Consider the following 26565-nt stretch of genomic DNA (forward strand, 5'->3'; position numbering starts at 1 on the left):
CAGAACTGTCTACATCATAGTAAAGCAAGAACTTGACAGCGTCAGCGCCTTGTTCCTTGATGCGTTTTGCAGACCAAACATCCAAACAGTCAGGCAAGCGTTTGGTGCTTGTTGTATCGTAGCCAGTTTTCTCATAAGCAAGGAGAAGACCAGCATTTGGATCAAGGGCTTTAGTAGCTGGAAGACCATACTCAGGGTCGAGAAGCATAGAGGATGCGTATTTTGTCAATTCATCTGCAACCAATACTTTAAGTTCTTCCATTTGAGCAACTGTTGGCTCTTCTGTTTGGTATTGAGCCATGAGGCGTTTCAAAGCGCCACGTTGGTCAAAGGCAAGAGCTGAGATAATGCCATTTTCATCTGAGAGTTTTTGCAAGCAAGCGCGTTTATTTTCTGTTAAAACCATTTTATACCTCTTTTACGATTAGTTGGTCGTATAGACCTTGATAGTTGGCCATATTGACATGACCTGTCATTTTTTCTTGAGCATTGAGCATACCAAGAACATTTGCCTTGATGAGGAGTTCTGCATCCGATTCTTTATGAAGAAGTCCTGACGAAATCCCTGCCACAGTAGAATCTCCAGATCCAACAGGATTAACTACCTGAATTCTTGGAATATCTACCTTGTAGAAAGTATCACCATGTTTTGCAAAAGCACCATTTGCACCAAGTGAAACGATAATCCACTCAATCCCTGCAAATAAAGGCTCTTGAAGAACTTCTTTTAATTCATCCAAATCCTCAGAAACTTCTTTCCCAAGAAGCTGAGACAATTCTTCGTTGTTTGGTTTGATTACTGTTGGTTTATGTGGTGATTCAAGAACCGCCTGAAGTGCTGCACCTGAGCAATCTAGAACAACTGGTTTTCCTTTGCGATTAGCAAGTTCTACTAAGCTTGCATAGTAGTCAACTGGAAGACCTGCTGGCAGACTACCAGAGATAGCAACTACTTCTACAGTGTCAAGGAGATTTTCGAAATGAGCCAAGAAATCTTGCCCTTCTTGTTCAAGAACTTCGGGACCTTTTTCAAGGATTTCTGTTTGATTGTCTCCGTGTAGAATAGCAATACAGTTACGAGTCTCTCCTTGAATGGAGAAGAAACGTTTCGTTACTTTATCGTCGATATGCTCTACTAAAAACTCACCAAGTTTACCACCAACCAAACCGGTAGCAACAACAGAATCACCAAATTCTGAAAGCACTCGTGTAACATTGAGCCCTTTACCACCAGCTGTCTTGGTCACGTCCACCACACGGTTGACAGTGTCAATTTTTAATTCATCCAAAGGATAAGAAATATCAATGGATGGATTCATTGTGACTGTTAAAATCATGCGTCACCTCTTAGTCGTGGTATTCACCGCGATCCCATTTTTCAAGGAATTCTGTAAAGAAGTTTGCATCTGCTTGATGAGCATTGTGAGTTTCAACGTGCTCAATTTTCGCAATCAATTTTTTATTTTCTTCTGATGGTTTGTATTCAGCATTGATGAAAGCTTCAATGATATCGCACATGAGCAATTCACCAGTAATTTTACCACCAAAACCAATAACGTTGGCATTCAATTGTTCTTTTGCATAAAGTGCTGTTGTCATATCACGAACCAAGGCAGAACGAACTCCTGGAACTTTATTTACAGCGTTGTTGATACCAACACCAGTACCACAGATACATACCCCAAGATCAGCTTGACCGCTTGTAACGGCTTCACCAACTTTTTTACCAAAGATTGGGTAGTGAGTACGTGTGTGGTCATAGGTACCAAAGTCGATGACTTCATATCCTTTTGATTTCAAAAATTCTGAAACCGCCATTTTTTCATCTGTTACGATGTGGTCACATCCAATTGCAATTCTCATTTTTAACTTACCTTTCTTACTGTAATCTAATTAGCACATTTTGTTCAACATATCAACACGAATTTGGTGACGACCACCGTCGTATTTGCCGTTAACAAAACCTTTAGCAATGTTTTTAGCCAATTCGTCACCAACTGTTTCTGCTCCCATAGTAATCATACGAGAGTTGTTGTGGCCGCGAGTCATATAAGCTGAACGTTCATCAGAAACTTCAGCAGCAACCATTCCTTTGATCTTTGTTGCGACCATAAATGGACCAGCACCATAAGCATCAATCACGATACCAAGGTTTTGTTCTTCTTTGTTTACTTCTGCAGCAACAGCAAGAGTCACATCAACAAAATCTTGACCTTCAGCTGTGACATCCACGACGTGGAAGTTTTCTTTTTCCAAGAAGTCTTTCACAACTTCTTTCAATCTCAAACCTGCAGCATCTGCACCGATAACAATAGACATATTGTATACTCCTTTTTATTATTCTAGGCTAGTAAAGACTTTTATAGTTAGCAGTTTACCTACAAAAGACTTTCTAGCAGTTTATTGACAAATTTGATTGAATAAGCTGTTCGATAGCTTATCCAAGTCTAGGAAATCAAGTTCCTAGAAACAAACTTTCTCCTCGAAAGAGAATATAACAAGTGATTATTTGTTTGTTACAAACATCATTTGTTGCTTACAAACATAATATACTCCTATTTATAGAAAAAGTCAACAGTAAATGTTTGTTTTTGTGGTTTTTTATCTAAAATATTTCAATATCAAAGCCAATCTGATCTACTTGACCGGGTTCCAAGAGACGAACGTTTTTCTTATCTTCTAAATGATCTCCTTCTTCAAGAGATGTAGATAATCCAGACCAAGGTTCAAATGCAATGAATGGTCCCTTATTCAAAGTTGACCAAATGATGAGATTTGAGAACTCCTGGAAGTGTACTTTTAATCCCTTCTCATGCTTACGAGAACGAAGGACAATTGTTCTGGATTGCAACTCATCCAAAGTCACTGCATCAACACTAAACAGATCATAGCTAAGGTCTAATTCTTTTTGCCCATCCAACCATGGACTTCTATCTTGGAAGTCTAACATTCCTGTTTCTGGGAAAGGACGTGGAACAGAGCAAGTCTCTTCTTTCTCAAACACTAAATAGTAATCTTCATAAGTTTCGCCATCTAGCAGAGGACAATTAAAGCCTGGATGTCCTCCTATAAAGAATGGCATTACTTTATTAGTTTCTTTATTGAGAATCTTGTATTGAGTACGAACAGTCTTGCCAGTCACTAGATAAGTGATTTCAACGCGGAAGTGATAAGGATAGTTTTGATAAGTATTCTCATCATCTTCGATAGCAAAAGTAACACTGTTTTCTGTTTGATCAACTAAGTCAAATTCATTTTTACGGACCAAACCATGACGAGGAATGTTTCCTTTCGTCTCCGTTCCATCTGCATGACTGTAGAAGGCTGTATCTTCTCTTAAAGAGCCGCAGATTGGAAAAAGTACAGGCGCTTGTCCACTCCAGTAAGTGGCATCTCCTTGCCACAGATACTCAATGCCCTCTCGATCCTTGATGGACGACAAGGCGCCACCTAAGGTTTTAAACTGGACTGTTAACTGGTCTGATTTGATTTCAATCACCATAATGTTCTCCAACTATTTTTAGATTTTTATACGAAAAACTAGGTTGTCACTCCCAATGTAGGAAATTAACAACCTAGTTTTCACAATTTACATTTTATAGGAGCGAATTATTTAGCATTTGCTGCGTATTCTTCGTTACGTTTGATCATTTGTTTTCTATACCAAGCAAAGATACCTACATAGAATACAAGGAAGGCTGCTGCACCAAGGATTGCTTTGATATCACCTGTTGTAGCATTACCGATTGCCCAACCAAATAGTTTTTCAATTGGTCCTTCAAGAGTTGAGTGAGTGATCAATTGAGCACTATCTACACCTTTAGGAAAGGCACCTACACCTTTAGCAAGTTCTGTTGCAAATGGTGCGATAAGAGTACCAGAAAGAAGGAAGAGAGGCAACAAGAGTGTTCCGAAGATAATCATACGGAGCAGTTTACCACGTGTAACAACCAAGAGAGCTGGAGTCACACCCATAGCGATGATACCTGCAAGAGGCAAGATACCATTACCGACGTTTGAAAGAAGCACAGCTTCTACTAGCATGATTGGAGCAAGTACGTTGGCACAAGCCCAGATTTCAGCACGACCAGCGATGAAAGGCCAGTCAAGACCGATGTTGAATTTACGTCCTTGAAGACGTTTAGTAGCAACGTTTGTAATACCTTGTGAAAGTGGTTCTACGGCTGCGATGAACCAAGATCCGATAAGTGAGAAGAGTTCCAAAGCTACACCGGCAGTCAAACCAAGGCTCAACCAACCTTTAATAACAAGTTCCCATTTATCAGCTCCTTCTACACCTGCAACTGGGTGTGGAGTACCCATCAAACCAATAACGATACCAAGAATGAAACCGATGAAGAATTTAGATCCCCAGAAACCGATTTTCTTGTTCAATTTTGCAGCGTCAAAGTCATATTTATCAAGACCTGGGAAGAATTTTTCAAAAATCTTATCCAAAACCATGATGACTGGGTTCATCATGTAGTTCATGTGAGTTGAAGTCATTGGTGATGAACTTGGTGCATTAAGAAGGTCGTCGAATGTTGGTTTCATCAAGTCAGAGTTAATGATTTTCAAAACACCTACAAGAACAACTGCTGCAGTTGCGATGAAAAGTGAAACTCCTTGGCTAACACCATTGTTGTCTGCATACCATTTGATCAAAAGACCAGTGATTGACAAGTGCCAGATATCAAAGATATCAACGTCAAGTGTGTCCGTTTTCTTCATTGCAAGCATCACAACGTTGACAATCAACATCACAAGCAAGAAGTAAAGTGTCCAGGCAGATCCCCAAGTAATCGTAGCAAGTGGTGCCCAACCAACGTCAGTGATGTTTAACTGAATACCTGTGTTTTCAACGAATTTCGCAAGTGATGCTGAGAAAGCTCCGTTGAGCATACCGATGATGGCACCGATACCAGTAAGGGCGATGGCAAGTTTAATACCACCTTCAAGCGCTTTGGAGAATTTCACTCCAAATAGTAAGGCCAATACTGTCAAGATGATCAGCATGATGATAGGACCACCCATTTCCAAGACTGGCTTGAAAATCTTATTGGCTAGTTCGATAATGACATCCATAATAGTTCCTCCCGTTTTTTTAGTTATATGAATGTTAACAAGATAAAGAATAAATTAGCTTAGTCCATGTTCTTTGATAGCTGCTTCAATATTGTCAAATACTGGTGCGCTCATCGCTGGAATACGGAACAAGATTGGTCCAGCTTCAATTACTGGAATACCTGGTTCAAAACCAAGGTCAGTTGCAGCGATTGGTGTAAAGATATCGTAGCCCTTGATAAGGTCTTCGTTTACATCTTTCACCATGACTGCATCACAGTGAACGTCATAACCACGGTTTGAAAGTTCTTCTTCTAGAGCACTTTTAATTTGGTGACTTGAGTTAACACCTGCACCGCAGGCAGCAAGAATTTTAATCATTTGGATTTCCTCCGATTTTATTTTTTAATAGACAAGATTAAGCGGTTGCTTCGGAAATGTAAGCATAAAGTTTTTCTGGTTCGGAAATTTTTGATAGATCTTCCAGATGTCCATTTCCTGTGAAAAAGTCCATCAACTGAGCCAGAATATTTGTTTGACTTGAACTTGAGTTGTTAATGATAAAGAAGAGTAGGGATACTTCTACTTCCTTATCAGGAGCTATCATATTGTGAAAAGTTACTGGTTTTTCTAATCGAACAACCACCACTTTCTCAGCTAGATTATGAACAATATCTGTATGAGGAATCGCTACATTTGGCAAGTCCTTTCCTAGAAAATCCATATCTAAACCAGTTGGAAATGACTTTTCACGCGTGATCAAGGCTTCACGATAAGTTGGAGTGACAATTTCTCGTTCTTCCAACAAGCTTGCTACCTGATCAAAGAGTTGTTCTTGATTATCCGCTTCTAAGCAAAACACCAGGTTTTTGTCAAAGAAATGATCTAATCCCATAACATTTTCCCTTCTTTCAATTATCTTTTATGTAATAAGTATAACACTATATGAAATCGTTGTCAATAATTTTTGTTTTATTTTGTTCATTTTTTTGTAATTTTTGTTTCATTTAAAGAATACAATCAATATCAAACATTCTTGTTATAAAATACACAAAAAAAGAAGGCTCAAGCCTTCTTCTCTTTCCTTACTCAATAGTAGATAAAATCTCTTCTAACTTATGGTAATCTTTTACACTATCAATTTCATAGATGCTATTTCCTTCTAATTCTTCGACATAGACATCTAATTCTTTGATATTATCCTTAACCATGTTGTCCCAGTAAAGATCAACAAATTCACCACTCTCGTAAGCTTTGTCAATAAAGCCAACAATCTTCTCAGCAGTTGGTGCATCCCAGAATGAAACTCCGCTCAGAATACGACCAGCCTTGCTGTCAACAATAATGTCTTGAACCTTGTAGTCATCACCGTAAACCAAGAACCACTCATTCGTACAGTCTTCACGATAAACGCTAAAATAGGTAGAACGTTTAAGATCGTTTCGAAACATATTTTTGAAAAGATAGTTATCTGCATCGATGACGTAGCTGTTAGCCAAATCTTCTTTTACTAAATAAAGTGAGTAAAAGTTATTGTAATCAGCATACTTGTCGTTAAAGACTAAACGAACACCATATTTTTCTTTTAGGTAGTCAAATTGTTCTTTGAGGTAACCGACAACGATGATAATCTCATCAATTCCTCTCTCTTTCAAAAACTCAATTTGGTATTCTACCAAAGGTTTTTGATTAACCTTAACCAAAGCTTTTGGGGTATTTTCAGTCATAGGGCGCAGACGAGTTCCTAGGCCCGCTGCTAAAATAATCGCTTTCACACGAATCTCCTTTATTCTTTAATAATAATATAAACACCAGCCATAACAATAAGTGAAGTGATGATTGTCAGCATATCGAGTGGTGTACCTAAAAGCATTGCTGAGAACAATACTGTCCATACGACATAGCTTACGTTCAACCCAGTTGCTTTTGCAGGTTGTAAACGGTTGATAGCAATGTAGTAGGCTAAGTATGAAATCATATTACATGCTGCAAAGACTAACATCAAACCGAGCAATTGCCCATCTGCTACTTCTGCAAATGAATGGTGAGAAAAGAGCACAATCACTAGATAGGACAAGAATGAGGTTACTTGTCGAATTAACAAGGCTTCAATTTCACTTAAATCACTTTCCATAGCATAGGAGCTGAGAACACTTTCACTCCCCCAGGCAATGGCACAGATAAGGGCACAAAGAATCCCAATGTAAAACGAGTTAACTTGTTCAACCTTGTAGGTTTGAGCAATGATCGCTGCAATAATCAAGAAAACACCGAATACTGTATTCTTTGAAACCTTGTGTTTCAAAATGAAGAAGGCGAGCAAAACTGAAACTGCTGGGTAAATAGCGGATACAGATGAAGCTAGTGAACTACCGATATATTTAACCGCATAAAGATTGGCCTGCATACCTATAGGTCCTGCTAGTAAAGCACCGATTATAACACTCACATTTCGAATATTTAAGAAAATCGAAAGACGAACTTTTCTTTCTTTTACCAAAAGAAAAGCTAACAAGATAAAGATACTCAAGAAATCATGAGCAGCAGCCACCACAAAAGGTGAAAGATTTGTAAAAATAGAAAAGATATAAGCACTAATCGTTAGACCTAATCCCCAGAAAATTCCAGAGAGCAGACCAAAGGAAACACCATTTTTATTCTTCATCCTAACCTCCATAATAAGTCAAACCTTTGACAGCTCTTTGGTAACGGTTGATACCATAATCTCCAAAATCAGCTCCTTGAGCTTCTTTGTACACTGTCCACAAACTCCAGATAGTATCTTGCAAGATTTTATAGATACGAATCTTCTCACGTGATACAGGCGTTTTGTCACTTTCATAGTAGGAAAGGAAATCATCTTCCTCTTGCTTTGTAAATTCAGACTCTAAGAAAAGAGCTGCCAAATCCCACATCGGGTCATTAATAGAAGAGTATTCCCAGTCAATCAAATACAAACGACCTTGTGGTGACTCGATAAAGTTTTCTGGTACCAAATCGATGTGACAGGACTTTCTATCAACACCCAAATCAGCCAATCTCTTTTCTAGTGAAAATACATCTTTTCTTACAGCTTCATAGTTTTCATAAGGGATAGGTCCCTCAATCAAGGATTCATATTTGCTGATTTCCTCAAAAGGAGCAAATTCTCCTCTTAATTCTTTCCCTGAAGCGTGGATGGTTTGTAAAATTGGTGCAATCTTTTCAAACTTGGACTTAATTGATGTTGAATCAAGAGTTACTGCTGATTCGATGTATTCATTTACTTTAATCCCTGACTCAATATCAAAGAGATAATTTTTGACATCTAAATCTAAATCCTCTAAAAGTTCAAGATTGTACTTTTCATTTTGACGATTGATGAGTTTTTCAGTCCCTTTACCAAAAAATTTCACAATATACTGTTTGTTGGTTGTTTTAACCAAATAGTTTTGATTGGTCATGCCTCCCAGCTGTTCAACACTGAGTACTTCCTCTTCATCAGATAGTAAAGAAGAAATTTTTTCTTTGATGAGTTTCTCCACAATTAACCTCCATCTTCTACACTTCCCACTTAAATACTGTTTTGAAAGCAGTATTTAGGTCTGTAGCAAAGACACGGTGAATGTCCTTGATTTCTCTCACAGGTTCTTCAACATAAAGGATATTCTTCAGACGATTCGCAAACTTTTTGACTTCCATCATTTGAATAGCCTTCTCAAAATCGACGCGTCCTGAACGAGATGAGCCTACTAATAACAATCCTTTTTCCAAAGCATCTCGCGTATTGATATTGATCTTGTATTCACTCACTCCCATCATGAGAATCGTTCCCTGTGGACGAATATAGCGAATCAGGTCATTGATAGCTGGTCCTGTACCATCACCACCGCAACACTCAAATCCATGATCAAAGGTCAAATCCTCTGGGATATTATCCGTGATGTAGCACTCTTTTGCAAAAGAGAAGAGCTCCAATTTTTCCCAATGGCGACCAATAACGATAATCTCTGCTTCTGGTAGAGTGTAATTGATAATATTGGCAACCACAAAGGCCAAACTACCATCTCCGATAACAGCGATGCGCTCTCTCTTGCTATGAGCAAGATGCAGGAAGCGATCCATAGCATGCATGCCAACACTTACAAACTCAGTTATGGCTGCAACTGTGTCCTCAATATCATTATAAGACACAACACGATCTTTTGGAAGAGAGACAAATTCTCGCATAAAGCCGTCATAGCCACTAGATAGGAAGTAGGTCCCTGTCATGTAGTTCTCGTAGAACTCCTTGTCACTCTGCATAGGCGGTTGATTGGGAATCATAACTACCTTTTGACCGACTTCATAAGTACCAGTTGGATCTGAGATAACAGTTCCACAAGACTCGTGAATCATGGCCATAGGAAGCTTTTTAGCCAATATCTTTGGATCGCGTTTCCCTTGATAGTAACGTTGATCTGCATGACAAACCGCCATATAATTTGGACGAATCAGGATATGATTCTCCTGATCAATGTCCTCTTCTTGATATTTTACATTGATAAACTTTGGTTTGGTCAGTTGATAAATTTGATTAATCATAGCCTTAGTCTTTCTCAATCATACTTTTCGCGATTTTCAGGTCTGTCACAGTTGTGATTTTAAGATTTGAATATTCCCCTTTAGCTAGTGCAACGTCTTTTCCTTTGATAACAAAAATCTTACATGCATCCGTCAGGATTTCCTTTTCTTGATCAGATAGGGAACCATACAAATCCATGAAATCCTTGCAACGGAAAGTCTGAGGCGTTTGACCTTGATAGAGGTGAGCACGATTTGGAATATCAGTGATAAACTGACCATTAGTACTTTCAACAATGGTATCAACTGCTTCTACTACTGTATCAACCGCATCATGATTTTGAGCCAGTTTTATATTGTCCTGAATCATGCGAAGTGTGATAAATGGACGAACAGAGTCGTGGGTAATCACAATATCTTCTGGAGTGATTGGACGATAGGCATCAATAGCTTCAATAATCTTCTCGATACTGGTATTGCGATCAGCCCCACCTTTGGTAATGATGATGCGATCCTTGTGGAGAGAAAGATACTTGTCAACTAGGTCCTCAGCGTGTGACACCCAATCTCCATGAACTCCAACTACAATTTTTTCAATACTTGGTTCTAAGACGAATTTTTCAATTGTGTGGATCAAAATAGGTCGATCACCCAACTCCAAAAATTGTTTTGGTAAATTACTGATTCCCATGCGTGTGCCAGTTCCTCCGGCTAGGATTCCTGCATAGATCATTTATATTCTCCTTTAGTTTATTCTAAAAAACTCATTACCATCTATTATATCACAATCTGTCTCCATCATGAAGAAAAGACAGAGTGTCATTTAGTCTAATCAACACACCATTTAAGGCAAAAAGTGAACAATGCCTTACTAAATTTGGAAAGACCATAACAAATTAAGAAATAAAAATAGGTTATCCTCTATATTCTCCTCTCAACGTTCGGTTAATATAGAGTTCTTTAGGATATAATAGAAACCTTAAAGAAAGCTTAAATGAAATTATTTGTTTATCAAAGAATACTAGGTGTGCATAGTAAATTTCTTAAAAGTTGTTTGAGAGACTCATTATAAAAGGTTATATATCTCATGAATTAAACAAATAATAGACTTTTGCCCCTAAAATTGATAAAATAAAAAAGAAAATAATAGAAAAAGGAAACTGTAAACCGCCATGATGAACATGCAAAACATGATGCGCCAAGCACAAAAACTTCAAAAACAAATGGAACAAAGCCAAGCAGAACTCGTTGCCATGGAATTTGTTGGAAAATCAGCTCAGGACCTTGTCCAAGCAACTTTGACTGGAGACAAAAAAGTTGTCAGCATTGACTTCAACCCAGCAGTTGTAGATCCAGAAGATCTCGAAACACTTTCAGATATGACTGTTCAAGCAGTTAACGCTGCTCTTGAACAAATTGATGAAACGACTAAGAAGAAACTAGGAGCTTTCGCTGGAAAATTGCCTTTCTAATCCACAAAAAAAGAGAAACAGATGTTTCTCTTTTTTTCTTAGAAATCAAAGAATTCCATTGCTTTCTTTAAGAGTAATTCCGTATATTCCGGATCGTCTTGAGCCATTGTGACTTGTGACTGGACCATTTCAAGATCATCAGTAATCATGCCATCTGCGCCGAGGCGAACGGCTTTATCAAATGCCTCCGAACCATTTACTGTCCAAACATAGAGTCTCTGATCAGTTGTCCAGAGTTTATTGACAAAGTATTCATCCAAAGTTGAATATTCCATGGTATAACCAGTCGCCTTAGTTCTCGGAAACACACTATTATATGGCAGAATGAAGTACACTGGAATTTCAGAATCATAAGCCAAGACCTTATCAATCACATGATAGTCTAGTGACTGCATCTGGTGACCATATTTCTTGATAGTAGCTCCATACTTTTCGAGAAAATGGTCCATCATTTGTGGGCTATCTTTTTTACTGGTTTTAATCTCAATCAGCAATTTTTGGTTTAATGTATTTGCACGTTCTAAATAATCATCAAAACTTGAAATCTTTGTTTGATAACCATTCTCGTAAATATCTGTATTTGTTAATTCATCCAGAGTTAAGTCTTGCGGTGTAGCATTAATTCTTGCAAGCGATTTAAGGTTAGCATCGTGCATCATCACGAACTGACCGTCTTTCGTTTCCTGAACATCCATTTCAATGAGATCTGGTTTTAGTTGAGCTGTCTTTTCCAAAGACTGCACAGTATTTTGAACACCATTTTTATTACTTACTCCTCTGTGCGAAATCACTAAAGGTGTATTGGTATCCGGAGACTCCAAATAGATGTAACCTTCTAAAGCAAAGAAGATACTTGCACACCCCATGACTCCCCACCTCATCAAATGGTCTTTCTTTCGCCTTGGCATGATCTCCAACTCTTCTCCTGTCAGGAAGGAAACAAACTTCACTAGGAAATAAGTCAGAGTCATGTAATGGAGGTTTTTAATCAAGACAAAATTAATCACACCAAGAATCAAGGATTCTTTTTGAGTAAAATTATCCATTACTGCCTGAGCAAAGAGCAAGGGGATTAACAAGACAAAGAAGAAGAGATAGGTTTTAATGATAATGAGTAGGAGATGCCAAGAGAAGAAAAGGACGTTTTTCTTCGTCTTTTGGAGACTATATTTCACACTTTCTCTTACTGTCTTTCTTTCAAAGAGAATCTTAGGAAGGGCAAACATGAAGCGAACAGAAATGTAGAGAAAGATCCAAGCGGATGCTATGATCAACAGCCCTACCAGCCAGTTCTTATCTTCTAGATATGTAACGATAAAATCGGGGATAATAATTTTATTGAGATAGTAGATTTTTAAAATTTTCCTAATAAAAGGAAAAAGTAGAGCTACATAAAAGAAGACAAAGGCCATCTTACAAAAGCTCAATCGTTTGACAAATAGAAAGCTCTGGTGAAAGACTTTTCGACTATATTCAATCAGGGTTCTCTTTTCATGGTAGAGAAGGTGACGCGCCCCGATGAACAAAAGACAGATTTGAAAATAAGCCACTAAAAGATTGATTGCTATTAAAATGAGAAAGGCTAAACTGACAAAAGGCGAGCCTTGTATAATCGCCCAAAAGTTATTGTAGGAGATAAACAAGTAACCTGTTTGTCTTAGAAGTATGCCAGCTATCCATGAATTCAATGGTAACCAAACAAACTCTACCATCATGAAAATCAAGAAAAATAGAAATAAAATCTTATCTAGGTTATAGTATATCTTCCTAAAACCTAGCTTTTTAGGTTTTTCAGGTTTCATAAGCACTCCTAGTCTAAAAATTGGGATAAATCTAAGCCACCAAAAGGATTATTCATAGAAAAACTGCTCTGGTCTTCTATTAATAGCTTTCCTTCATCTGATTCCAAAAAAGCTTCGTAAACACGCGCCGTCATGCGGGCATCCTCTAAACTGTTATGAGACTTCCCGTGAAAGCCTAAAAAATTTGCAACAGTTTGCAATTTAAGATTGGCTATGCCGTGTAAATCAGAACTACGGCGTTCAAAAGCCTCCTCATATAGATCAACCTTATACTGGTCACGATAATCAATACCATGCTCCAAGAGAATAGGCAAATCACTCTTAGCTGCATTGTAACCAACGATAGGTATGTCGCCAACGAATTCTTGAAAGTCCTTTAAAACTTGTTCTACTTTTGGCGCATCTTTCAAGGTTTCAGCTGTGATTCCAGTCAAACCATTGATAAAACTCTTCAATGGTGCTGTAGTATGAACATAAGAATCAAAAGCAGCACTTTCTTGTCCATCTTGAAAGCGGACTGCCGATACTTGAATTAAATGGGTAACCCCCTCGTGTTGATTGAATTCCAAATCAAAGGCGATATAATCTCTTAATTTTTCCATTATTTACCTCAATTACTACCCAAAATAAACTATAAATAATAAAAGAAGCCATTAGGTTAGTGAGTAACCCAAACAGCTTCTTTATTTTCCTCCAAAAAGGCGAGTAAAAAAGCCTTTTTTGGTTGCTTGGACTTCTTCTTTTGCTTGGTCCAACTCGAGTTTCAAGGTTTCTTGATCCTTCATCGCTTGAAGAGTTAACTGTTGCTGTTGGTCCAACTGTTTGTCCTTTTCAGCAATCTGGCGGTCTTTGATACGCATCTGTTCATCTTTTTCTGATAACTGGCGATCTTTGGCCTTGAGCTGCTCGTACAAACGAAGAATTTCAGCGTTTTTCTCATCGACCAAGATTTCCATCAGTTCACGTTGTTTGACATCATCACTGACTGGTTCATCTTCAAAAATCGTTTTTTTGTAGATTTCTTCTAGCTTGATCAAGCCACTTCGAGTAACTACAGTTACACCTTTGTCATTTTTTTTCGTGTCCTCTTCTGGAAGTTCTTTGACACGATTGTTGATTGCTTGACGAGATAGTCCTAAGACCTCTGCAATCTCACTGACGGTCATTTCAATACTCATAATATCCTCTGAAACGTTTTCTAGCTTTTCTTTATTTAAATCTTATCATAAGCTAGATAAACTGTCAAATTTCCGCTTAATCTAAAGCTTTTAGAAAGGCTAGTAAGACTTGGGCAGAACGACGTCCAGCTTCGATAATAAACTCATCAAAAGAGATAGAGGCTTCGTGATTGGCATTGTCACTCATTGCACGAATGACTAGGAAAGGTAGGCCAAGAGCCTGAGCTGCTTGTGCAATGGCAGCCCCTTCCATTTCAACTGCTAAAACATCAGGGAAGTGGGATTTGATACTAGCAATCTTATCATCTCCAGCTATAAAGCTATCTCCTGTAGCAATCAAGCCTAGGTGCCAGGTCTGTTCTAACTGAGATAGACTCTCTTGGATTTTGGCTACAAAGGTTTTGTCTGATTCAAAATAAAGCGGTTGTTGCGCCATTTGGCCATAAGCATAGCCAAAAGCAGTCACATCCACATCATGGTAAGCTAGTCTATCTGCAATCACGACATCACCAACAGCAATCCCATCTGCAAGAGCACCTGCTGATCCTGTATTGATGATAGCTTCTACTTGGAAGTGGTTAGCTAACACTGCTACACTCATAGCCGACATGACTTTTCCAATCCCACTCTGAACTAGAACGACTTCTGTATTGCCAACAGAGCCAGTGTAGTAAGTATTTCCAAGGACTTGGACTTCTTTAGGTTTGTCCAAATTCTGAGTCAAATATACGAGTTCTTCTGGCATGGCAGCAATGATTCCAATTTTCATTTCAAGTCCTTTCAATTACAAGAGTTTCATCGCTAAAATTAACAAAATCAAAAGTAGGATGACTGCAAACAAGATGCGATTGAGTTTCGAATTAAAAACATTTCTCTTAGTGTTCTCAATGCGGCGACTCTTATGAATTGTTGGTTCTACTTCGATTGTAAGTGTATCTTGACTAAAACCGTGGTCTCTAGAGCGTGAATAACTAAAATGTTGTGAAGACGTTGGTAGGATCTTTGTTTCCTCATCATCTTGAAGAGGTGGTCCTGAGATTTTCTCACCTCGGTTGGCACGTTCAATCATTTCGTCTGTTAATAAAGGTTTTCCCATGGGTTGCTCCTCTATTTCTTTTGTAGTTCCCAGTACTGGATCGCCATAATGGTCTTGGCATCACAGATATGACCTGACTGGATTAGGTTCTTAGCCTCCTCTAGACTCACTTCTAGAACTTCCAAAGTTTCATCATCATCTTGTGGACGAGGATTTTCCACCTTGACCAAATCACTAGCAAGGTAGAGTTTTAGTTTTTCATTACAAAATCCAATCGCAGAATAGAAATCGTACAACAGTTCTAACTTAGCTGTGTAGGCAACCTCTTCTTCCAATTCACGAAGGGCCGCTGCCATTGGATCAGCATTTTCACCAAGTTCTAGTTTACCAGCAGGAATCTCATAAGAAACCGCCTCGATAGCTTTTCGGTATTGCTTAACGAGAACGATTTTGTCTTCAGCTGTCACAGCTAGTACACAAACAGCTCCATTGTGAAAAATCAAATCACGTTGGGCAGTACCTTTGCCTTCTGGCAGTTCTACCTGATCTTGCACCAATTTAAAGATAGGACCTTGATAGATTTCCTTCCGACTAATCGTTTTTTCTTCAAATTCCATGACAAACTCCTACTGGTTCTTGGGATGATGAGGTAGGCGAGTCGCATATTCATCTTTGTTGACCTGACGTCCACGGCCGATAGCAATGGCATCAGCAGGAACATTCTTGGTAATGGTTGAACCCGCTCCAACCAGAGAATTATCCCCAAGTTCTACAGGAGCAATAATAGTTGAGTTTGAGCCAACAAAGACATTATTGCCAATGACAGTTTTATATTTATTTTTGCCATCGTAGTTAACTGTAATAGTTCCTGCACCAAAATTAACGTTGCTACCCACTTCACAGTTTCCAATATAAGTCAAATGACCAGCCTTGGTATTTTCACCGATTGAAGATCCTTTTACTTCAACAAAATTTCCAATGTGAACTTGAGCAGCCAGACTTGAACCTGGACGGATATGAGCATAGGGACCAACTGTTACACCGTCCTCAACACTACTTTCCTCAATCATAGAGTTGGTAATCACGGCTCCAGCTCCAACGGTACTATCTACGATATAAGTTCCATTTGTTAAAATAGTCTCCGCACCAATCTTCGTTTGACCTTTCAAGGTAACGTTGGCTTCGATTTTGACTTCGGGAGCAATCTCAACATCAATATCGATGTAAGTTGCTTCCGGATTAACAAAGCTAACACCATTAACCATGTGCTTTTGATTGATACGGCGACGCATCACTGCTTCCGCAGTCGCAAGAGCTACACGGTCATTTACGCCAAGACTTTCATCAAAATCCTTGAGAGTATAGGCCCCAACCTTTTCACCCGCATTACGGAAAATACCAATCACGTCAGTAATATAGTACTCACCTTGGGCATTGTTGGTGTTGATGTTTTTAAGGGCTTCAAAAAGACGCTCATTGTCAAATACATAAGTTCCTGTATTGATTTCCTTAATTTGCTTTTCAAAGTCTGTGGCATCTTTCTGCTCAACAATACGAAGAACTTCAGCATTATCGTTACGGACGATACGACCATATCCAAAAGGATCAGCTGCTTCAGCTGTTAAAATCGTCGCAACATTTTTGTGATTAATATGGAAATCCAAGAGGTTTTTCAAGCTTTCACCTGTAATCAGAGGAGTATCTCCAGCGATAACCAATGTGTGGCCTGTACGATTTTGGAGAATAGGCTCTGCCATCATGACAGCATGCCCAGTTCCTAGTTGTTCTGATTGGGTAACAAAGTCTGTCTGACCGGCTAATACTTGCTCAACTAGCTCTGCCTTGTGACCAACTACAGTAACTGTTTTTTCAGGTTGAATCGCACCAACACTACGAAAAACATGTTCCAACATCGAAATTCCAGCTACTTTATGAAGTACCTTTGGAAGATCTGATTTCATGCGAGTACCTTTACCCGCTGCTAGAATAATGGCATAATTTGACATAATCTTCTCTTTTCTCTAGAAATTCCCTTATATTATACCATAATTTAGTTTCTTAGGAGTAAACAAACAGAGAAATAGGGAAAAGACGCCCATATATTCACTTTTTCCGATGTTTTCTTTGATTTTTTTATCTATTTACGTTAAACTATTTAAATATGAGAAAAAAGATTCATCCAGCTATTATTTTTACTTTATTTACTATATTTATAGCTATTTTGATCCTCAATAGACCAACTTATGAAGACCATCCCGTCAAGTCAAAACCAAATGCTGTCCAGGTTGAAAATCAGGCCTTGCATAATCTTGACAAACCTATTATTGATGTCTCTGGTTGGCAAAGACCTGAGGAAATCAACTACGATACCTTGTCTCAAAATATTTCAGGTGTTATTGTTCGCGTCCACAATGGGGCTCAACATACTGAAAAAAATGATGCCGCTTATGCCAATGGTATTGATAAAGCCTATAAAAGTCATATTACAGAATTTCAAAAGCGGAATGTCCCAGTTGGAGTCTATGCCTATCTAGCTAGCCCCAGCAAGGAAGAAATGGAAAAAGCCGCTGAAGTTTTCTATAATGCTGCTTCTCCTTACAACCCTAGTTACTATTGGTTGGACGTGGAAGAAAAAACAATGTCTGATATGAATGAAGGGGTTGAAGCCTTTCGTGCTAAACTGGAATCTTTAGGTGCTAAAAACATCGGCATCTATATTGGAGTTTACTTCATGCAAGAACACAGTATCAATACAGATAAGTTTACTGCTATTTGGATTCCTTCCTACGGGACAGACTCTGGTTACTTTGAAACAACACCCAATACCAGTTTAGACTACGACCTCCATCAATACACTTCAAAAGGAAGAATTGCTGGATTTGAACATCATTTAGATATTAATCTTATTTCTACCTTGAAGGAAAAAGAAGAAACCTTCAGAAAACTATTTTTAAGACCATAAGACAAGTGAAAATCGCTCTCTTTTTCACTTGTTTTTTCATTTTCTCCTCGTCTGTGTTATAATTGATAGAATAGAGAAAGAATTTTATGAAATTGAGGATTTTATGATGTTTTCATGGATTGCAAGAGTTATTAAAGGAATCGTCATCGCCTTAGGATTTATCTTACCAGGAATTTCAGGCGGTGTTTTGGCAGCTATTTTGGGGATCTACGAGCGAATGATTAGCTTTCTGGCTCATCCTTTTAAGGATTTTAAAGCGAATGTCCTATACTTTATCCCAGTAGCAATCGGGATGTTGCTAGGCATTGGTTTGTTTTCTTATCCAATCGAGTATCTGCTAGAAAATTACCAGGTCTATGTTTTATGGAGTTTTGCGGGAGCCATCATCGGTACAGTTCCTAGCCTCCTTAAAGAATCTACTCGAGAATCTGATCGTGACAAGATCGACCTAGTCTGGTTCTGGACTACCTTTATCCTTTCAGGCCTAGGGCTCTACGCGCTAAACTTTGTTGTTGGTTCTCTCAGTGCTAGTTTCGCTAATTTCATCTTAGCGGGTGCTCTTTTAGCGCTTGGTGTCTTGGTGCCTGGTTTAAGTCCGTCAAATCTACTCTTGATTTTAGGATTGTACGCTCCAATGCTCTCTGGTTTTAAGACCTTTGATTTATTCGGTACTTTCCTTCCTATCGGAATAGGTGCAGGTGCAACCCTCATCATTTTTTCAAAATTAATGGACCATGCCTTGAACAACTACCACTCGCGTGTGTATCACTTTATCATTGGGATTGTGCTATCAAGCACCCTCTTGATTTTGATTCCAAATGCTGGAAGTGCTGAAAGTATCCAATACACTGGACTTTCTATCGTGAGTTATGTTCTCATCGCCTTCTTCTTTGCACTTGGTATTTGGCTTGGTATCTGGATGAGTCAATTGGAGGATAAGTATAAATAATGGCAAAGAAAGTTAAGATTAAGAAAACCTTGGTCGAACAAATCTTGACCAAGGCGGGTATTAACCATACTGGTATTCATATCAACGCGCTTGAGGGTGAACTTCCTTCGGAATATGATCGAACACATATCTTTAAAACCTTGGCTCTGCTGGGTGATAAGACGGGGCCAATCATCGGAATCGTTCCCATAACAGAACACCTCGCTGAGAAAAAACTAGCAAAGGTTTCTGGTAATAAAAAAGTGAGCATGATTCCTCAAAAAGATCTGGAAAAAACGACAGGCTATATTCATGGGGCTAATAACCCCGTCGGCATTCGCCAAAAACACAATTATCCTATTTTTATTGATCAGACTGCTTTGGATTTAGACCAAATGATTGTCTCTGCTGGAGAAGTCGGGCATAGTATCATCATTCGACCTCAAGACTTAGCCAGCTTTGTAAAAGCAAATTTTGCTGATCTCTTGGAGGAAAACAACTGATGAAACTCTATTTTGTCCGTCATGGTCGGACTGTCTGGAATCTTGAAGGACGTTTTCAAGGTGCTAGCGGCGACTCTCCCCTTCTTCCAGATTCCATTGACGTTTTAAAACAACTGGGTCAACATCTCAAGGAAATTCCTTTTGATACGATTTATTCTAGTGATTTACCCAGAGCAGTCAAATCTGCTGAGATTATCCAAAGTCAACTCCTAGCCCCTTGTCCTTTAAAGAGCATTCCTAACCTACGTGAATGGCAACTTGGAAAACTAGAGGGATTAAAAATCGCTACGCTCAATGCCATCTACCCACAACAAATCAAGGCCTTTCGCTCTAATCTGGCCCAGTTTGATACGAGGATGTTTGAAGCCGAATCTCTCTACTCTACGACTCAGCGAACCATTCAGTTTATCAAATCTCTGAAAGAAAGTCCGGCTGAAAGAATTTTGATTGTCGGGCATGGGGCAAATCTCACTGCTAGCCTACGCACTCTCTTAGGCTATAAAGAGGCTCACCTTCGCAAAGATGGAGGCTTGGCCAATGCTAGTCTGACAGTTTTAGAGACCGAGAATTTTGAAACCTTCACTCTGGAAAGATGGAATGACACTTCCTATCAAAGAAAATAATGGAACTTGATCTTAATAGTCAAGTTCTTTTTAGTTTTCAAAGAATATCCGTGAATTTCTCTGCTATTTATGATAAAATGGGAGTATCGCAAAAAATGACTCATCGTATCAAATTTTGAGTAAAATTAGGAGGAACCCATGTCTACAGAACATATGGAAGAACTAAATGACCAGCAGATCGTTCGCCGTGAAAAAATGGCTGCGCTCCGTGAACAAGGAATCGATCCCTTCGGAAAACGTTTTGAACGTACTGCTAACTCACAAGAACTAAAAGATAAATTTGCAGAACTCGATAAAGAACAACTACATGAATTAAATGAAACTGCTACTATCGCTGGACGCTTAGTAACTAAACGTGGAAAAGGAAAAGTTGGCTTTGCCCATCTTCAAGACCGAGAAGGTCAAATCCAGATCTACGTTCGTAAAGACGAAGTTGGCGAAGAAAACTACGAAATCTTCAAAAAAGCAGACCTTGGTGACTTCCTTGGTGTCGAAGGTGAAGTCATGCGTACTGATATGGGAGAGCTCTCTATCAAGGCCACACACATCACACACTTGTCTAAAGCACTTCGCCCGCTTCCTGAGAAATTCCACGGTTTGACAGACGTTGAAACAATTTATCGTAAACGTTACCTTGACTTGATTTCTAATCGTGAAAGCTTTGAACGCTTTGTCACTCGTTCAAAAATCATCTCTGAAATCCGTCGTTATCTAGACCAAAAAGGTTTCCTTGAAGTGGAAACACCTGTTCTTCATAATGAAGCCGGTGGTGCTGCTGCCCGTCCATTTATCACTCACCACAATGCCCAAAACATTGATATGGTCCTTCGTATCGCGACTGAGCTTCACTTAAAACGTCTTATCGTTGGTGGTATGGAACGAGTCTATGAAATTGGCCGTATCTTCCGTAACGAAGGAATGGACGCTACTCATAACCCTGAGTTTACTTCTATCGAGGTTTACCAAGCTTATGCAGACTTCCAAGATATCATGGACTTGACGGAAGGTATTATCCAACACGCTGCTAAGGCAGTTAAGGGTGATGGTCCAGTTAACTACCAAGGAACTGAAATCAAAATCAACGAACCATTCAAACGCGTTCACATGGTAGATGCTATCAAGGAAATTACTGGTGTAGACTTCTGGCAAGACATGACTTTCGAGGAAGCTAAAGCTATCGCTGCTGAGAAGAAAGTTCCAGTTGAGAAACACTACACTGAAGTTGGTCACATTATCAACGCCTTCTTTGAAGAGTTCGTTGAAGAAACCTTGATTCAACCAACCTTTGTCTATGGTCATCCAGTAGCTGTGTCTCCACTTGCTAAGAAGAACCCTGAAGACGACCGCTTTACTGACCGCTTTGAGCTCTTCATTATGACCAAGGAATACGGTAACGCCTTTACTGAGTTGAACGACCCAATTGATCAGCTTAGCCGTTTTGAAGCTCAAGCTAAAGCTAAAGAGCTTGGTGATGATGAAGCAACAGGCATCGACTACGACTACATTGAGGCTCTTGAATACGGTATGCCTCCAACAGGTGGTTTGGGAATCGGTATCGACCGTCTCTGCATGCTCCTCACTGATACAACTACTATCCGTGATGTATTGCTCTTCCCAACAATGAAATAACCCCTTATCCTCTGGTACTTGCCAGAGGATTTTTCGATGCAAAAAGAGACTGAGGAAAAACTCAATCTCTTTTTCTTATTCTTGATTTTTAACTTGACTGGTGGCTACATCTTCCCCAAACCATTTCTGGCTGATTTCCTGGAATTTTCCTTCTTGGTATAGCGAGATAAAGGCTTGGTTCAATGCATCTAGCAAAGTTTTATCAGCAGGTCTAACACCCACTGCAAAAGCTTCACTTTCAAATCCAGCTGAAAAGACATTGTAGTCATTTAATATTCCTTCAGACTGGAGATAATAATTGGCATATACCCGGTCAATCAACAAGGCATCAATCCGATCATTTTTCAAATCAATTAAGGCTTCATTGAAACTTTGGTATTGATTAGCCTTCTGGTCTTTCACTCGATTCTTGAGTAGTTCTGGTTGTCCTTCAAAATTCAAATAACCAGAAGATCCAGCCTGGGCCCCTAAAACTTTGTCAGTCATATCCTGAACTGAGTGGATTTTTTGAGACTTTTTAGAGACCAAAACTTGTTGATTTTCCATGTAAGGAATGGTAAAAGCAACCTTCTCTTTCCGTTCATTTGTTGCTGTATAGCCATTCCAGATGGCATCAATGGTACCATTTTGTAGTTCGGTTTCTTTCATATCCCAGTCGATGGGTTGAAATTTAATCTGAATTCCTAGTTTTTCAGAGACAGCTTGGGCTAGGTCAATATCAAAACCTGCATACTGGCCATTCTTTTCCTCAAATCCCATGGGAACAAAGGTATTGTCAAAGCCAATGGTAATGCTACCCTGTTTTTGATATTTGGCCCAATTATCCTGACTTGGATCACTTGCCTTCTGAGTACAAGCTGTCAGGAAGAAGCTAAAGAACAGAGCAAGTACAAGGGCAATTTTCTTTCTCTTCATAGGCACCTCCTAGTCCTACTTTGGATCGACCTTAAGGATCTGATCAGCAATGTTTTCCGCAAACTGAAGATCGTGGGTCACAACAATCTGAGTCATCCCACGCTCTTTATTTTGAAGGATAAGTTTTTCCACTTCTAATCGCAATTCTGGGTCTAAGGCTGATGTAGGCTCATCATATCCAATAATTTCTGGGTTTATCATCATAGCACGCGCTAAGGCCACCCGTTGTTTTTGCCCACCTGAAAGTGAGAATGGAAAGGCATCTGCATGCCCTGCTAACCCAAGTTGTTCTAACAAACCACGCGCCTTCTTCTCAGCAACTTCCTTCTCCATGCTCATGGTTTTTATAGGCGACAGAGTTAAGTTATCTAGAACTGACAAATGCGGAAAGAGTTGAAAATCTTGGAAAACAAATCCCAGAAGATTGCGCTTTTCTAGTTCGTCTATAGCTAGCGATTCGCCGTTATAGTAGATTTCTCCAGAATCGATGGTTTCCAGTCCAGCTAGCATACGTAACAAGGTAGTCTTTCCTCCTCCAGATGGACCTACGATTGCAAGGATTTGCTTTTCAGGAATTGATAGGCTGAAGTTGGTTAAGATTTGTTTGCCACCAAAGGCCTTGTTGATGTTTCGTAATTCTAACATAGCAATCCTCCTATCTGTAATAACTGTACTTCTTCTCAAGTTTTTTCGCAACAATAGTTACAAGACCAATCATAATCAAATAAATCGCTCCGGCTAAAAACATAGGAACAAGACTGGCATCCCGATTGGCTGCTGTCCGACTAGCCAAAATCAAATCTGAAATCCCAAGGGCATAAACCAATGAAGTATCCTTGACCAAACTCATAATTTCATTAAAGACGCTCGGTAAGACAATCTTTGTAACCTGAGGCAAAATAATATAGCGCACTGTGTCAAATGGACTAAACTTCAAGACCTTAGCAGCCTCATACTGCCCCTTTGGAATGGTTTCAATCCCTCCACGAAAAATTTCAGCAAAGTAGGCTGCATAGTTCAATACAAAAGCGATTACAGCAGCAGGCAAACGATCTAAACGTATCCCAATTCTAGGGAGAACATAGTAAATAAAGATTAATTGCAAGAGCAAGGGAGTCCCTCGCATCACCCAAATATAAAGGTCAATCAGATAATGGAGGGGTTTCCAGCGAACTTGCAAAGCAAAGGCAACGACAATACCTAAAGGAATTGAAAATATCAAGACCAGAGCAAAGACTTGAAGAGTCATACTTGCACCGTTCAATAAACTTGGTAATATCTCAAACATATAAGACATACTGCACCTCCTAAAAATTATTGTTCCTATTATAGCATAAATAAACAATTTAGCAAGGGTTTTTGTAAAAAAATTCTATTTTTCAAAAAAACGTATCTGCCAAATTGACGGATACGTTCTTTTAGAGAGATAACTTTTAAAGTGTTTCTAAGAGTTCTTGCATTTGAACATCATCTGGAACGAGTTTTAAATAAGCTTCAGCTTGCACTTTGGCTTCTTCAAAATACCCCAATTCACGTAAAAGATAAGTATACTGCTCCAGAAATTCAGGATTCTCCTTGAGATCAGACGATAGTTGTTGATAGAGTTCATAGGCCTTATCTAAATCCTCGATTTCCTGGTAAGAACGGGCAATCATCCACTTGGTCAAGAGATTTTCAGGTTCTTGACTTTGGAGAGCGATGATGTCCTCAAACCGTTCTTGTTCCATATAAATGGTTGCAAGGCGAAGGAAAATTTCTTCTGTATCCTCTGCATCTCCTTTGGCAGTAAGGAGAAACTGCTCTGCACTACTAGGATCATGCAATTCATACGAAAACTGTGAAGCAGCAAGCAAGAGCCGAGTTTCAAATGGATTTTTCTCCAAACCTTGTTTAGCGATACGAAGTGCATCTTCCACCTGATGTTCCTTATGCAAAGCTTGACTATAACCATATTCATATCCTTCAAAATCAGGTGAAATGGTATCAATCTGCTTAAAGTAAAGAACAGATTTTTGATACTCTTCTTGGTCAAAGTAAAGACTAGCCAGTTCAAAGGCAGTTTGGTCATCGTATTCTAATTCTAAAGCTTTTTCTAAGAATTCAGTTGCAGCTTCAAACTTACCTAACTGGGCATAAGCGTAGCCAATTCGCTGATAGGTTGAGACACCCGTTTGCTCATAGATAGAGCGATTGTCTAATTGAGCATAGCCCTGAATCGCTTCCTGATAATTCCCTAGCTCGCTATCCAACTCAGCCAAACCGAAAACTAATAAGGCATCATCTGAGTAATTTAAGGCTTCCAGTAACTTTTCACGCGCTACATCTGTCAATCCTTCCAACTGATAGAGGTCAGCCTTCAAGGCCAAAGCCGACACGTACCAGTCACTTTCGGGTGTGATTTCCTCAAGGTAAGCAAAGGCTTCCTCAACATTGCCATCCTCGCTAGCAATGCTGGCTAAGTTCAGATTCACTTCTGGAAATTCTGAAACGATATGTTGGTAAATTTCTTTCGCTTGAGGATAAAAGCCAATTCCCTCTAGATAGCTTGCTAGTTCATAGAGAACCTCACTTGAATCTGTTTCGAGGGCTTTGTGAAAAAACTGATTCGCTTTGGTTAAATCCTGTTCATCCAAAGCCTGGAGCATGCGTTGACTATTGTTCACTCTTGATTTCCTCCCCTTCTTCTTCATACAGACCGCTGACTTTTTTATACCAGTTAAAGATAGCTGAGATAACGACCTTGGCAGAAGCATAGACAGGAATTCCCAGCAAGACTCCCCAAATACCAAACATGGATCCTGAAGTTAGGAGAACAAAGAGGACATTGATGGGATGGATGTTTAGCTGACTACCTAAAATAAGTGGAGAAACGAAGCGACCTTCAATCGTTTGTTCAACAATAAAGACAATAATCACTTTCAAAAGCATGACAGGCCCCGCTATTAAGCCCAAAACCAGAGCAGGCAACATCGCTAGAAAACTACCCAAGTAAGGTGCTAGATTGAGGATACCAGCCGTAATACCAAGAGTCACAGCATATCTGAGACCAATAATCTTAAAGAAGATAATAAACATAATTGCCACGATAATAGCAACTGTAACCTGCCCTCTAACATAGTTTGACAACTGTTTATTAACATCTGACAAAACTTGTCCGACAGGTTCTTTTAACTTGTTTGGGATGAATTTAGTCAGGTAATCTCGCAAGCCTTTCCCATCTCTCAAAAGATAAAAGAGCATGAAGGGTACGATAATAACCGCAACAATGACCTGGGAAACGCTACTGATAAAGGCGCTAACCCAGTTAACAGCTTGAGAAGAGATTTTGCTGGCCCACATGGTCGCCTCACTAGAAACATTGGAAAGAACCTGCTCCAACTGTGGTCTAAAATCATCTGGCAAGCGTTTGGTTACAAGGTCATTGATCACCTTATCAGCATCTTCCAGGTATGTCGGCACATTCTTCGCAAAATTTAAGACTTGACGTTGCAGATTAGGAATTGCGACTGCCAATCCCCAAATGATAAAGAGTCCGATAATGACAAAAACAATACTAATGGCAAGAACACGATTGATCTTGTGCTTCTCCATCCAGTCCACAATCGGATTAAGGAGGTAATAAAGTAAACCAGATAAAATAACTGGCAACATGACAACCCCTAAAAAGTCTAAAACGGGTAAAAAAATAAAACTAATCTTACTTAGAATGAAAATGTTCAGCCCCAGTAACAAGGTTACTAAAAATACGGTGATAGCTTTGTTATCTAAAAACCACTTGAAGAACCAGGATAGGCTAAAATGTTTCTCTTTATGTTCCATAAATACATCCTTTCTGTCATTCTCTCATTATACCATTTTTAGACTAAAATAACTCTTTTTTAAAGTGCTTACATGAATGAATCTAGTGCTTC

At 39.1% G+C, this 26565-nt stretch carries 30 protein-coding genes and 1 pseudogene; 6 read left to right on the top strand and 25 right to left on the bottom strand.

Annotation, left to right across the window (positions count from 1 at the left end; all coding sequences use genetic code 11):
• The 13 genes and pseudogenes from HMPREF2885_RS08835 to HMPREF2885_RS08895 form a co-directional block, all read right to left on the bottom strand.
• A pseudogene (locus HMPREF2885_RS08835) lies at positions 1 to 406 on the bottom strand (tagatose-bisphosphate aldolase); the annotation flags it as partial.
• Position 407: 1 nt separating this feature from the next.
• Complete coding sequence (locus HMPREF2885_RS08840) at positions 408 to 1337, bottom strand: tagatose-6-phosphate kinase (protein WP_070657858.1); 930 nt, start codon at positions 1335 to 1337, stop codon at positions 408 to 410.
• 10 nt (positions 1338 to 1347) lie between these two features.
• Positions 1348 to 1863: a galactose-6-phosphate isomerase subunit LacB gene (gene lacB, locus HMPREF2885_RS08845; protein WP_001216921.1), complete on the bottom strand. Its 516-nt coding sequence runs from the start codon at positions 1861 to 1863 to the stop codon at positions 1348 to 1350.
• A 30-nt stretch (positions 1864 to 1893) separates the two neighbouring features.
• A complete protein-coding gene (gene lacA / locus HMPREF2885_RS08850; protein WP_049550395.1) occupies positions 1894 to 2319 on the bottom strand; it encodes a galactose-6-phosphate isomerase subunit LacA in 426 nt (141 codons plus the stop codon).
• Between the two features lie 286 nt (positions 2320 to 2605).
• The gene (locus HMPREF2885_RS09990) at positions 2606 to 3502 is read right to left on the bottom strand and encodes an aldose 1-epimerase family protein (protein ID WP_083307440.1); all 897 of its coding nucleotides are present in this window, start codon (positions 3500 to 3502) and stop codon (positions 2606 to 2608) included.
• 107 nt (positions 3503 to 3609) lie between these two features.
• Positions 3610 to 5085: a PTS galactitol transporter subunit IIC gene (locus HMPREF2885_RS08860; RefSeq protein WP_049550396.1), complete on the bottom strand. Its 1476-nt coding sequence runs from the start codon at positions 5083 to 5085 to the stop codon at positions 3610 to 3612.
• A 54-nt stretch (positions 5086 to 5139) separates the two neighbouring features.
• Entirely contained in the window at positions 5140 to 5445 is a 306-nt protein-coding gene (locus HMPREF2885_RS08865) for a PTS sugar transporter subunit IIB (RefSeq protein WP_000590551.1), read from the bottom strand.
• A gap of 37 nt (positions 5446 to 5482) precedes the next feature.
• Entirely contained in the window at positions 5483 to 5959 is a 477-nt protein-coding gene (locus HMPREF2885_RS08870; protein ID WP_049550397.1) for a PTS sugar transporter subunit IIA, read from the bottom strand.
• A gap of 190 nt (positions 5960 to 6149) precedes the next feature.
• Positions 6150 to 6839: a sugar phosphate nucleotidyltransferase gene (locus tag HMPREF2885_RS08875; RefSeq protein WP_000643950.1), complete on the bottom strand. Its 690-nt coding sequence runs from the start codon at positions 6837 to 6839 to the stop codon at positions 6150 to 6152.
• Between the two features lie 11 nt (positions 6840 to 6850).
• Positions 6851 to 7729 (bottom strand): DMT family transporter, encoded by an 879-nt coding sequence (locus HMPREF2885_RS08880; protein WP_049550398.1) that lies wholly within the window; start codon positions 7727 to 7729, stop codon positions 6851 to 6853.
• 1 nt (position 7730) lies between these two features.
• Positions 7731 to 8588 (bottom strand): phosphotransferase family protein, encoded by an 858-nt coding sequence (locus HMPREF2885_RS08885; RefSeq protein ID WP_070657859.1) that lies wholly within the window; start codon positions 8586 to 8588, stop codon positions 7731 to 7733.
• Positions 8589 to 8604: 16 nt separating this feature from the next.
• A complete protein-coding gene (locus tag HMPREF2885_RS08890; RefSeq protein WP_049550400.1) occupies positions 8605 to 9627 on the bottom strand; it encodes a ribitol-5-phosphate dehydrogenase in 1023 nt (340 codons plus the stop codon).
• Positions 9628 to 9631: 4 nt separating this feature from the next.
• Positions 9632 to 10339 carry an IspD/TarI family cytidylyltransferase gene (locus tag HMPREF2885_RS08895; protein ID WP_000638514.1) on the bottom strand — a complete coding sequence of 236 codons (708 nt, stop codon included), beginning with the start codon at positions 10337 to 10339 and terminating at the stop codon, positions 9632 to 9634.
• Between the two features lie 439 nt (positions 10340 to 10778).
• Here HMPREF2885_RS08895 and HMPREF2885_RS08900 point away from each other — a divergent pair, with 439 nt between their 5' ends.
• Positions 10779 to 11078: a YbaB/EbfC family nucleoid-associated protein gene (locus tag HMPREF2885_RS08900; protein WP_049550401.1), complete on the top strand. Its 300-nt coding sequence runs from the start codon at positions 10779 to 10781 to the stop codon at positions 11076 to 11078.
• A gap of 38 nt (positions 11079 to 11116) precedes the next feature.
• On the opposite strand, the gene HMPREF2885_RS08905 is transcribed toward HMPREF2885_RS08900, so the two are convergent.
• The 7 genes from HMPREF2885_RS08905 to glmU form a co-directional block, all read right to left on the bottom strand.
• A complete protein-coding gene (locus tag HMPREF2885_RS08905) occupies positions 11117 to 12880 on the bottom strand; it encodes a glycerophosphoryl diester phosphodiesterase membrane domain-containing protein (protein ID WP_070657861.1) in 1764 nt (587 codons plus the stop codon).
• 8 nt (positions 12881 to 12888) lie between these two features.
• The gene (locus tag HMPREF2885_RS08910) at positions 12889 to 13482 is read right to left on the bottom strand and encodes a 3'-5' exonuclease (RefSeq protein ID WP_049550403.1); all 594 of its coding nucleotides are present in this window, start codon (positions 13480 to 13482) and stop codon (positions 12889 to 12891) included.
• 81 nt (positions 13483 to 13563) lie between these two features.
• Positions 13564 to 14058, bottom strand: a complete 495-nt coding sequence (rocS, locus tag HMPREF2885_RS08915) for a chromosome segregation protein RocS (protein ID WP_000021253.1) — start codon at positions 14056 to 14058, stop codon at positions 13564 to 13566.
• A gap of 76 nt (positions 14059 to 14134) precedes the next feature.
• Entirely contained in the window at positions 14135 to 14827 is a 693-nt protein-coding gene (locus HMPREF2885_RS08920; RefSeq protein WP_049501502.1) for a 5'-methylthioadenosine/adenosylhomocysteine nucleosidase, read from the bottom strand.
• 15 nt (positions 14828 to 14842) lie between these two features.
• Positions 14843 to 15154, bottom strand: coding sequence for a cell wall synthase accessory phosphoprotein MacP (gene macP / locus HMPREF2885_RS08925; protein WP_049501493.1), 312 nt, complete (start codon positions 15152 to 15154; stop codon positions 14843 to 14845).
• 11 nt (positions 15155 to 15165) lie between these two features.
• A complete protein-coding gene (locus tag HMPREF2885_RS08930) occupies positions 15166 to 15711 on the bottom strand; it encodes an NUDIX hydrolase (RefSeq protein WP_000393795.1) in 546 nt (181 codons plus the stop codon).
• Positions 15712 to 15720: 9 nt separating this feature from the next.
• Positions 15721 to 17100, bottom strand: coding sequence for a bifunctional UDP-N-acetylglucosamine diphosphorylase/glucosamine-1-phosphate N-acetyltransferase GlmU (glmU, locus tag HMPREF2885_RS08935; protein ID WP_049501494.1), 1380 nt, complete (start codon positions 17098 to 17100; stop codon positions 15721 to 15723).
• A gap of 155 nt (positions 17101 to 17255) precedes the next feature.
• Here glmU and HMPREF2885_RS08940 point away from each other — a divergent pair, with 155 nt between their 5' ends.
• From HMPREF2885_RS08940 to lysS, 5 genes are all read left to right on the top strand, one after another.
• A complete protein-coding gene (locus HMPREF2885_RS08940; RefSeq protein ID WP_001227574.1) occupies positions 17256 to 18056 on the top strand; it encodes a glycoside hydrolase family 25 protein in 801 nt (266 codons plus the stop codon).
• A 106-nt stretch (positions 18057 to 18162) separates the two neighbouring features.
• A complete protein-coding gene (locus HMPREF2885_RS08945) occupies positions 18163 to 19005 on the top strand; it encodes a DUF368 domain-containing protein (protein WP_049501503.1) in 843 nt (280 codons plus the stop codon).
• On the top strand, positions 19005 to 19487 hold the full coding sequence (locus tag HMPREF2885_RS08950; RefSeq protein ID WP_049501495.1) for an aminoacyl-tRNA deacylase: 483 nt from the start codon (positions 19005 to 19007) through the stop codon (positions 19485 to 19487). The genes HMPREF2885_RS08945 and HMPREF2885_RS08950 overlap by 1 nt, the downstream gene beginning before the upstream one ends.
• Positions 19487 to 20110, top strand: coding sequence for a histidine phosphatase family protein (locus HMPREF2885_RS08955; RefSeq protein ID WP_049501496.1), 624 nt, complete (start codon positions 19487 to 19489; stop codon positions 20108 to 20110). Before HMPREF2885_RS08950 ends, HMPREF2885_RS08955 begins: the two co-directional genes overlap by 1 nt.
• Before the next feature lie 138 nt (positions 20111 to 20248).
• On the top strand, positions 20249 to 21739 hold the full coding sequence (lysS, locus tag HMPREF2885_RS08960; protein WP_049501497.1) for a lysine--tRNA ligase: 1491 nt from the start codon (positions 20249 to 20251) through the stop codon (positions 21737 to 21739).
• 75 nt (positions 21740 to 21814) lie between these two features.
• On the opposite strand, the gene HMPREF2885_RS08965 is transcribed toward lysS, so the two are convergent.
• The 5 genes from HMPREF2885_RS08965 to HMPREF2885_RS08985 all read right to left on the bottom strand — a co-directional run bounded on the left by HMPREF2885_RS08965 (position 21815) and on the right by HMPREF2885_RS08985 (position 26473).
• Complete coding sequence (locus HMPREF2885_RS08965) at positions 21815 to 22654, bottom strand: amino acid ABC transporter substrate-binding protein (protein WP_049550404.1); 840 nt, start codon at positions 22652 to 22654, stop codon at positions 21815 to 21817.
• 15 nt (positions 22655 to 22669) lie between these two features.
• On the bottom strand, positions 22670 to 23299 hold the full coding sequence (locus tag HMPREF2885_RS08970) for an amino acid ABC transporter ATP-binding protein (RefSeq protein ID WP_000891744.1): 630 nt from the start codon (positions 23297 to 23299) through the stop codon (positions 22670 to 22672).
• Positions 23300 to 23309: 10 nt separating this feature from the next.
• Positions 23310 to 23951 (bottom strand): amino acid ABC transporter permease, encoded by a 642-nt coding sequence (locus tag HMPREF2885_RS08975; protein WP_049550406.1) that lies wholly within the window; start codon positions 23949 to 23951, stop codon positions 23310 to 23312.
• A gap of 136 nt (positions 23952 to 24087) precedes the next feature.
• Positions 24088 to 25317, bottom strand: coding sequence for a tetratricopeptide repeat protein (locus tag HMPREF2885_RS08980; protein WP_049550407.1), 1230 nt, complete (start codon positions 25315 to 25317; stop codon positions 24088 to 24090).
• A complete protein-coding gene (locus tag HMPREF2885_RS08985) occupies positions 25307 to 26473 on the bottom strand; it encodes an AI-2E family transporter (RefSeq protein ID WP_049550408.1) in 1167 nt (388 codons plus the stop codon). The genes HMPREF2885_RS08980 and HMPREF2885_RS08985 overlap by 11 nt, the downstream gene beginning before the upstream one ends.
• Positions 26474 to 26565: the final 92 nt, after the last annotated feature.

This window comes from Streptococcus sp. HMSC062H02, from assembly GCF_001813005.1.
GTDB lineage: Bacteria > Bacillota > Bacilli > Lactobacillales > Streptococcaceae > Streptococcus > Streptococcus oralis_S.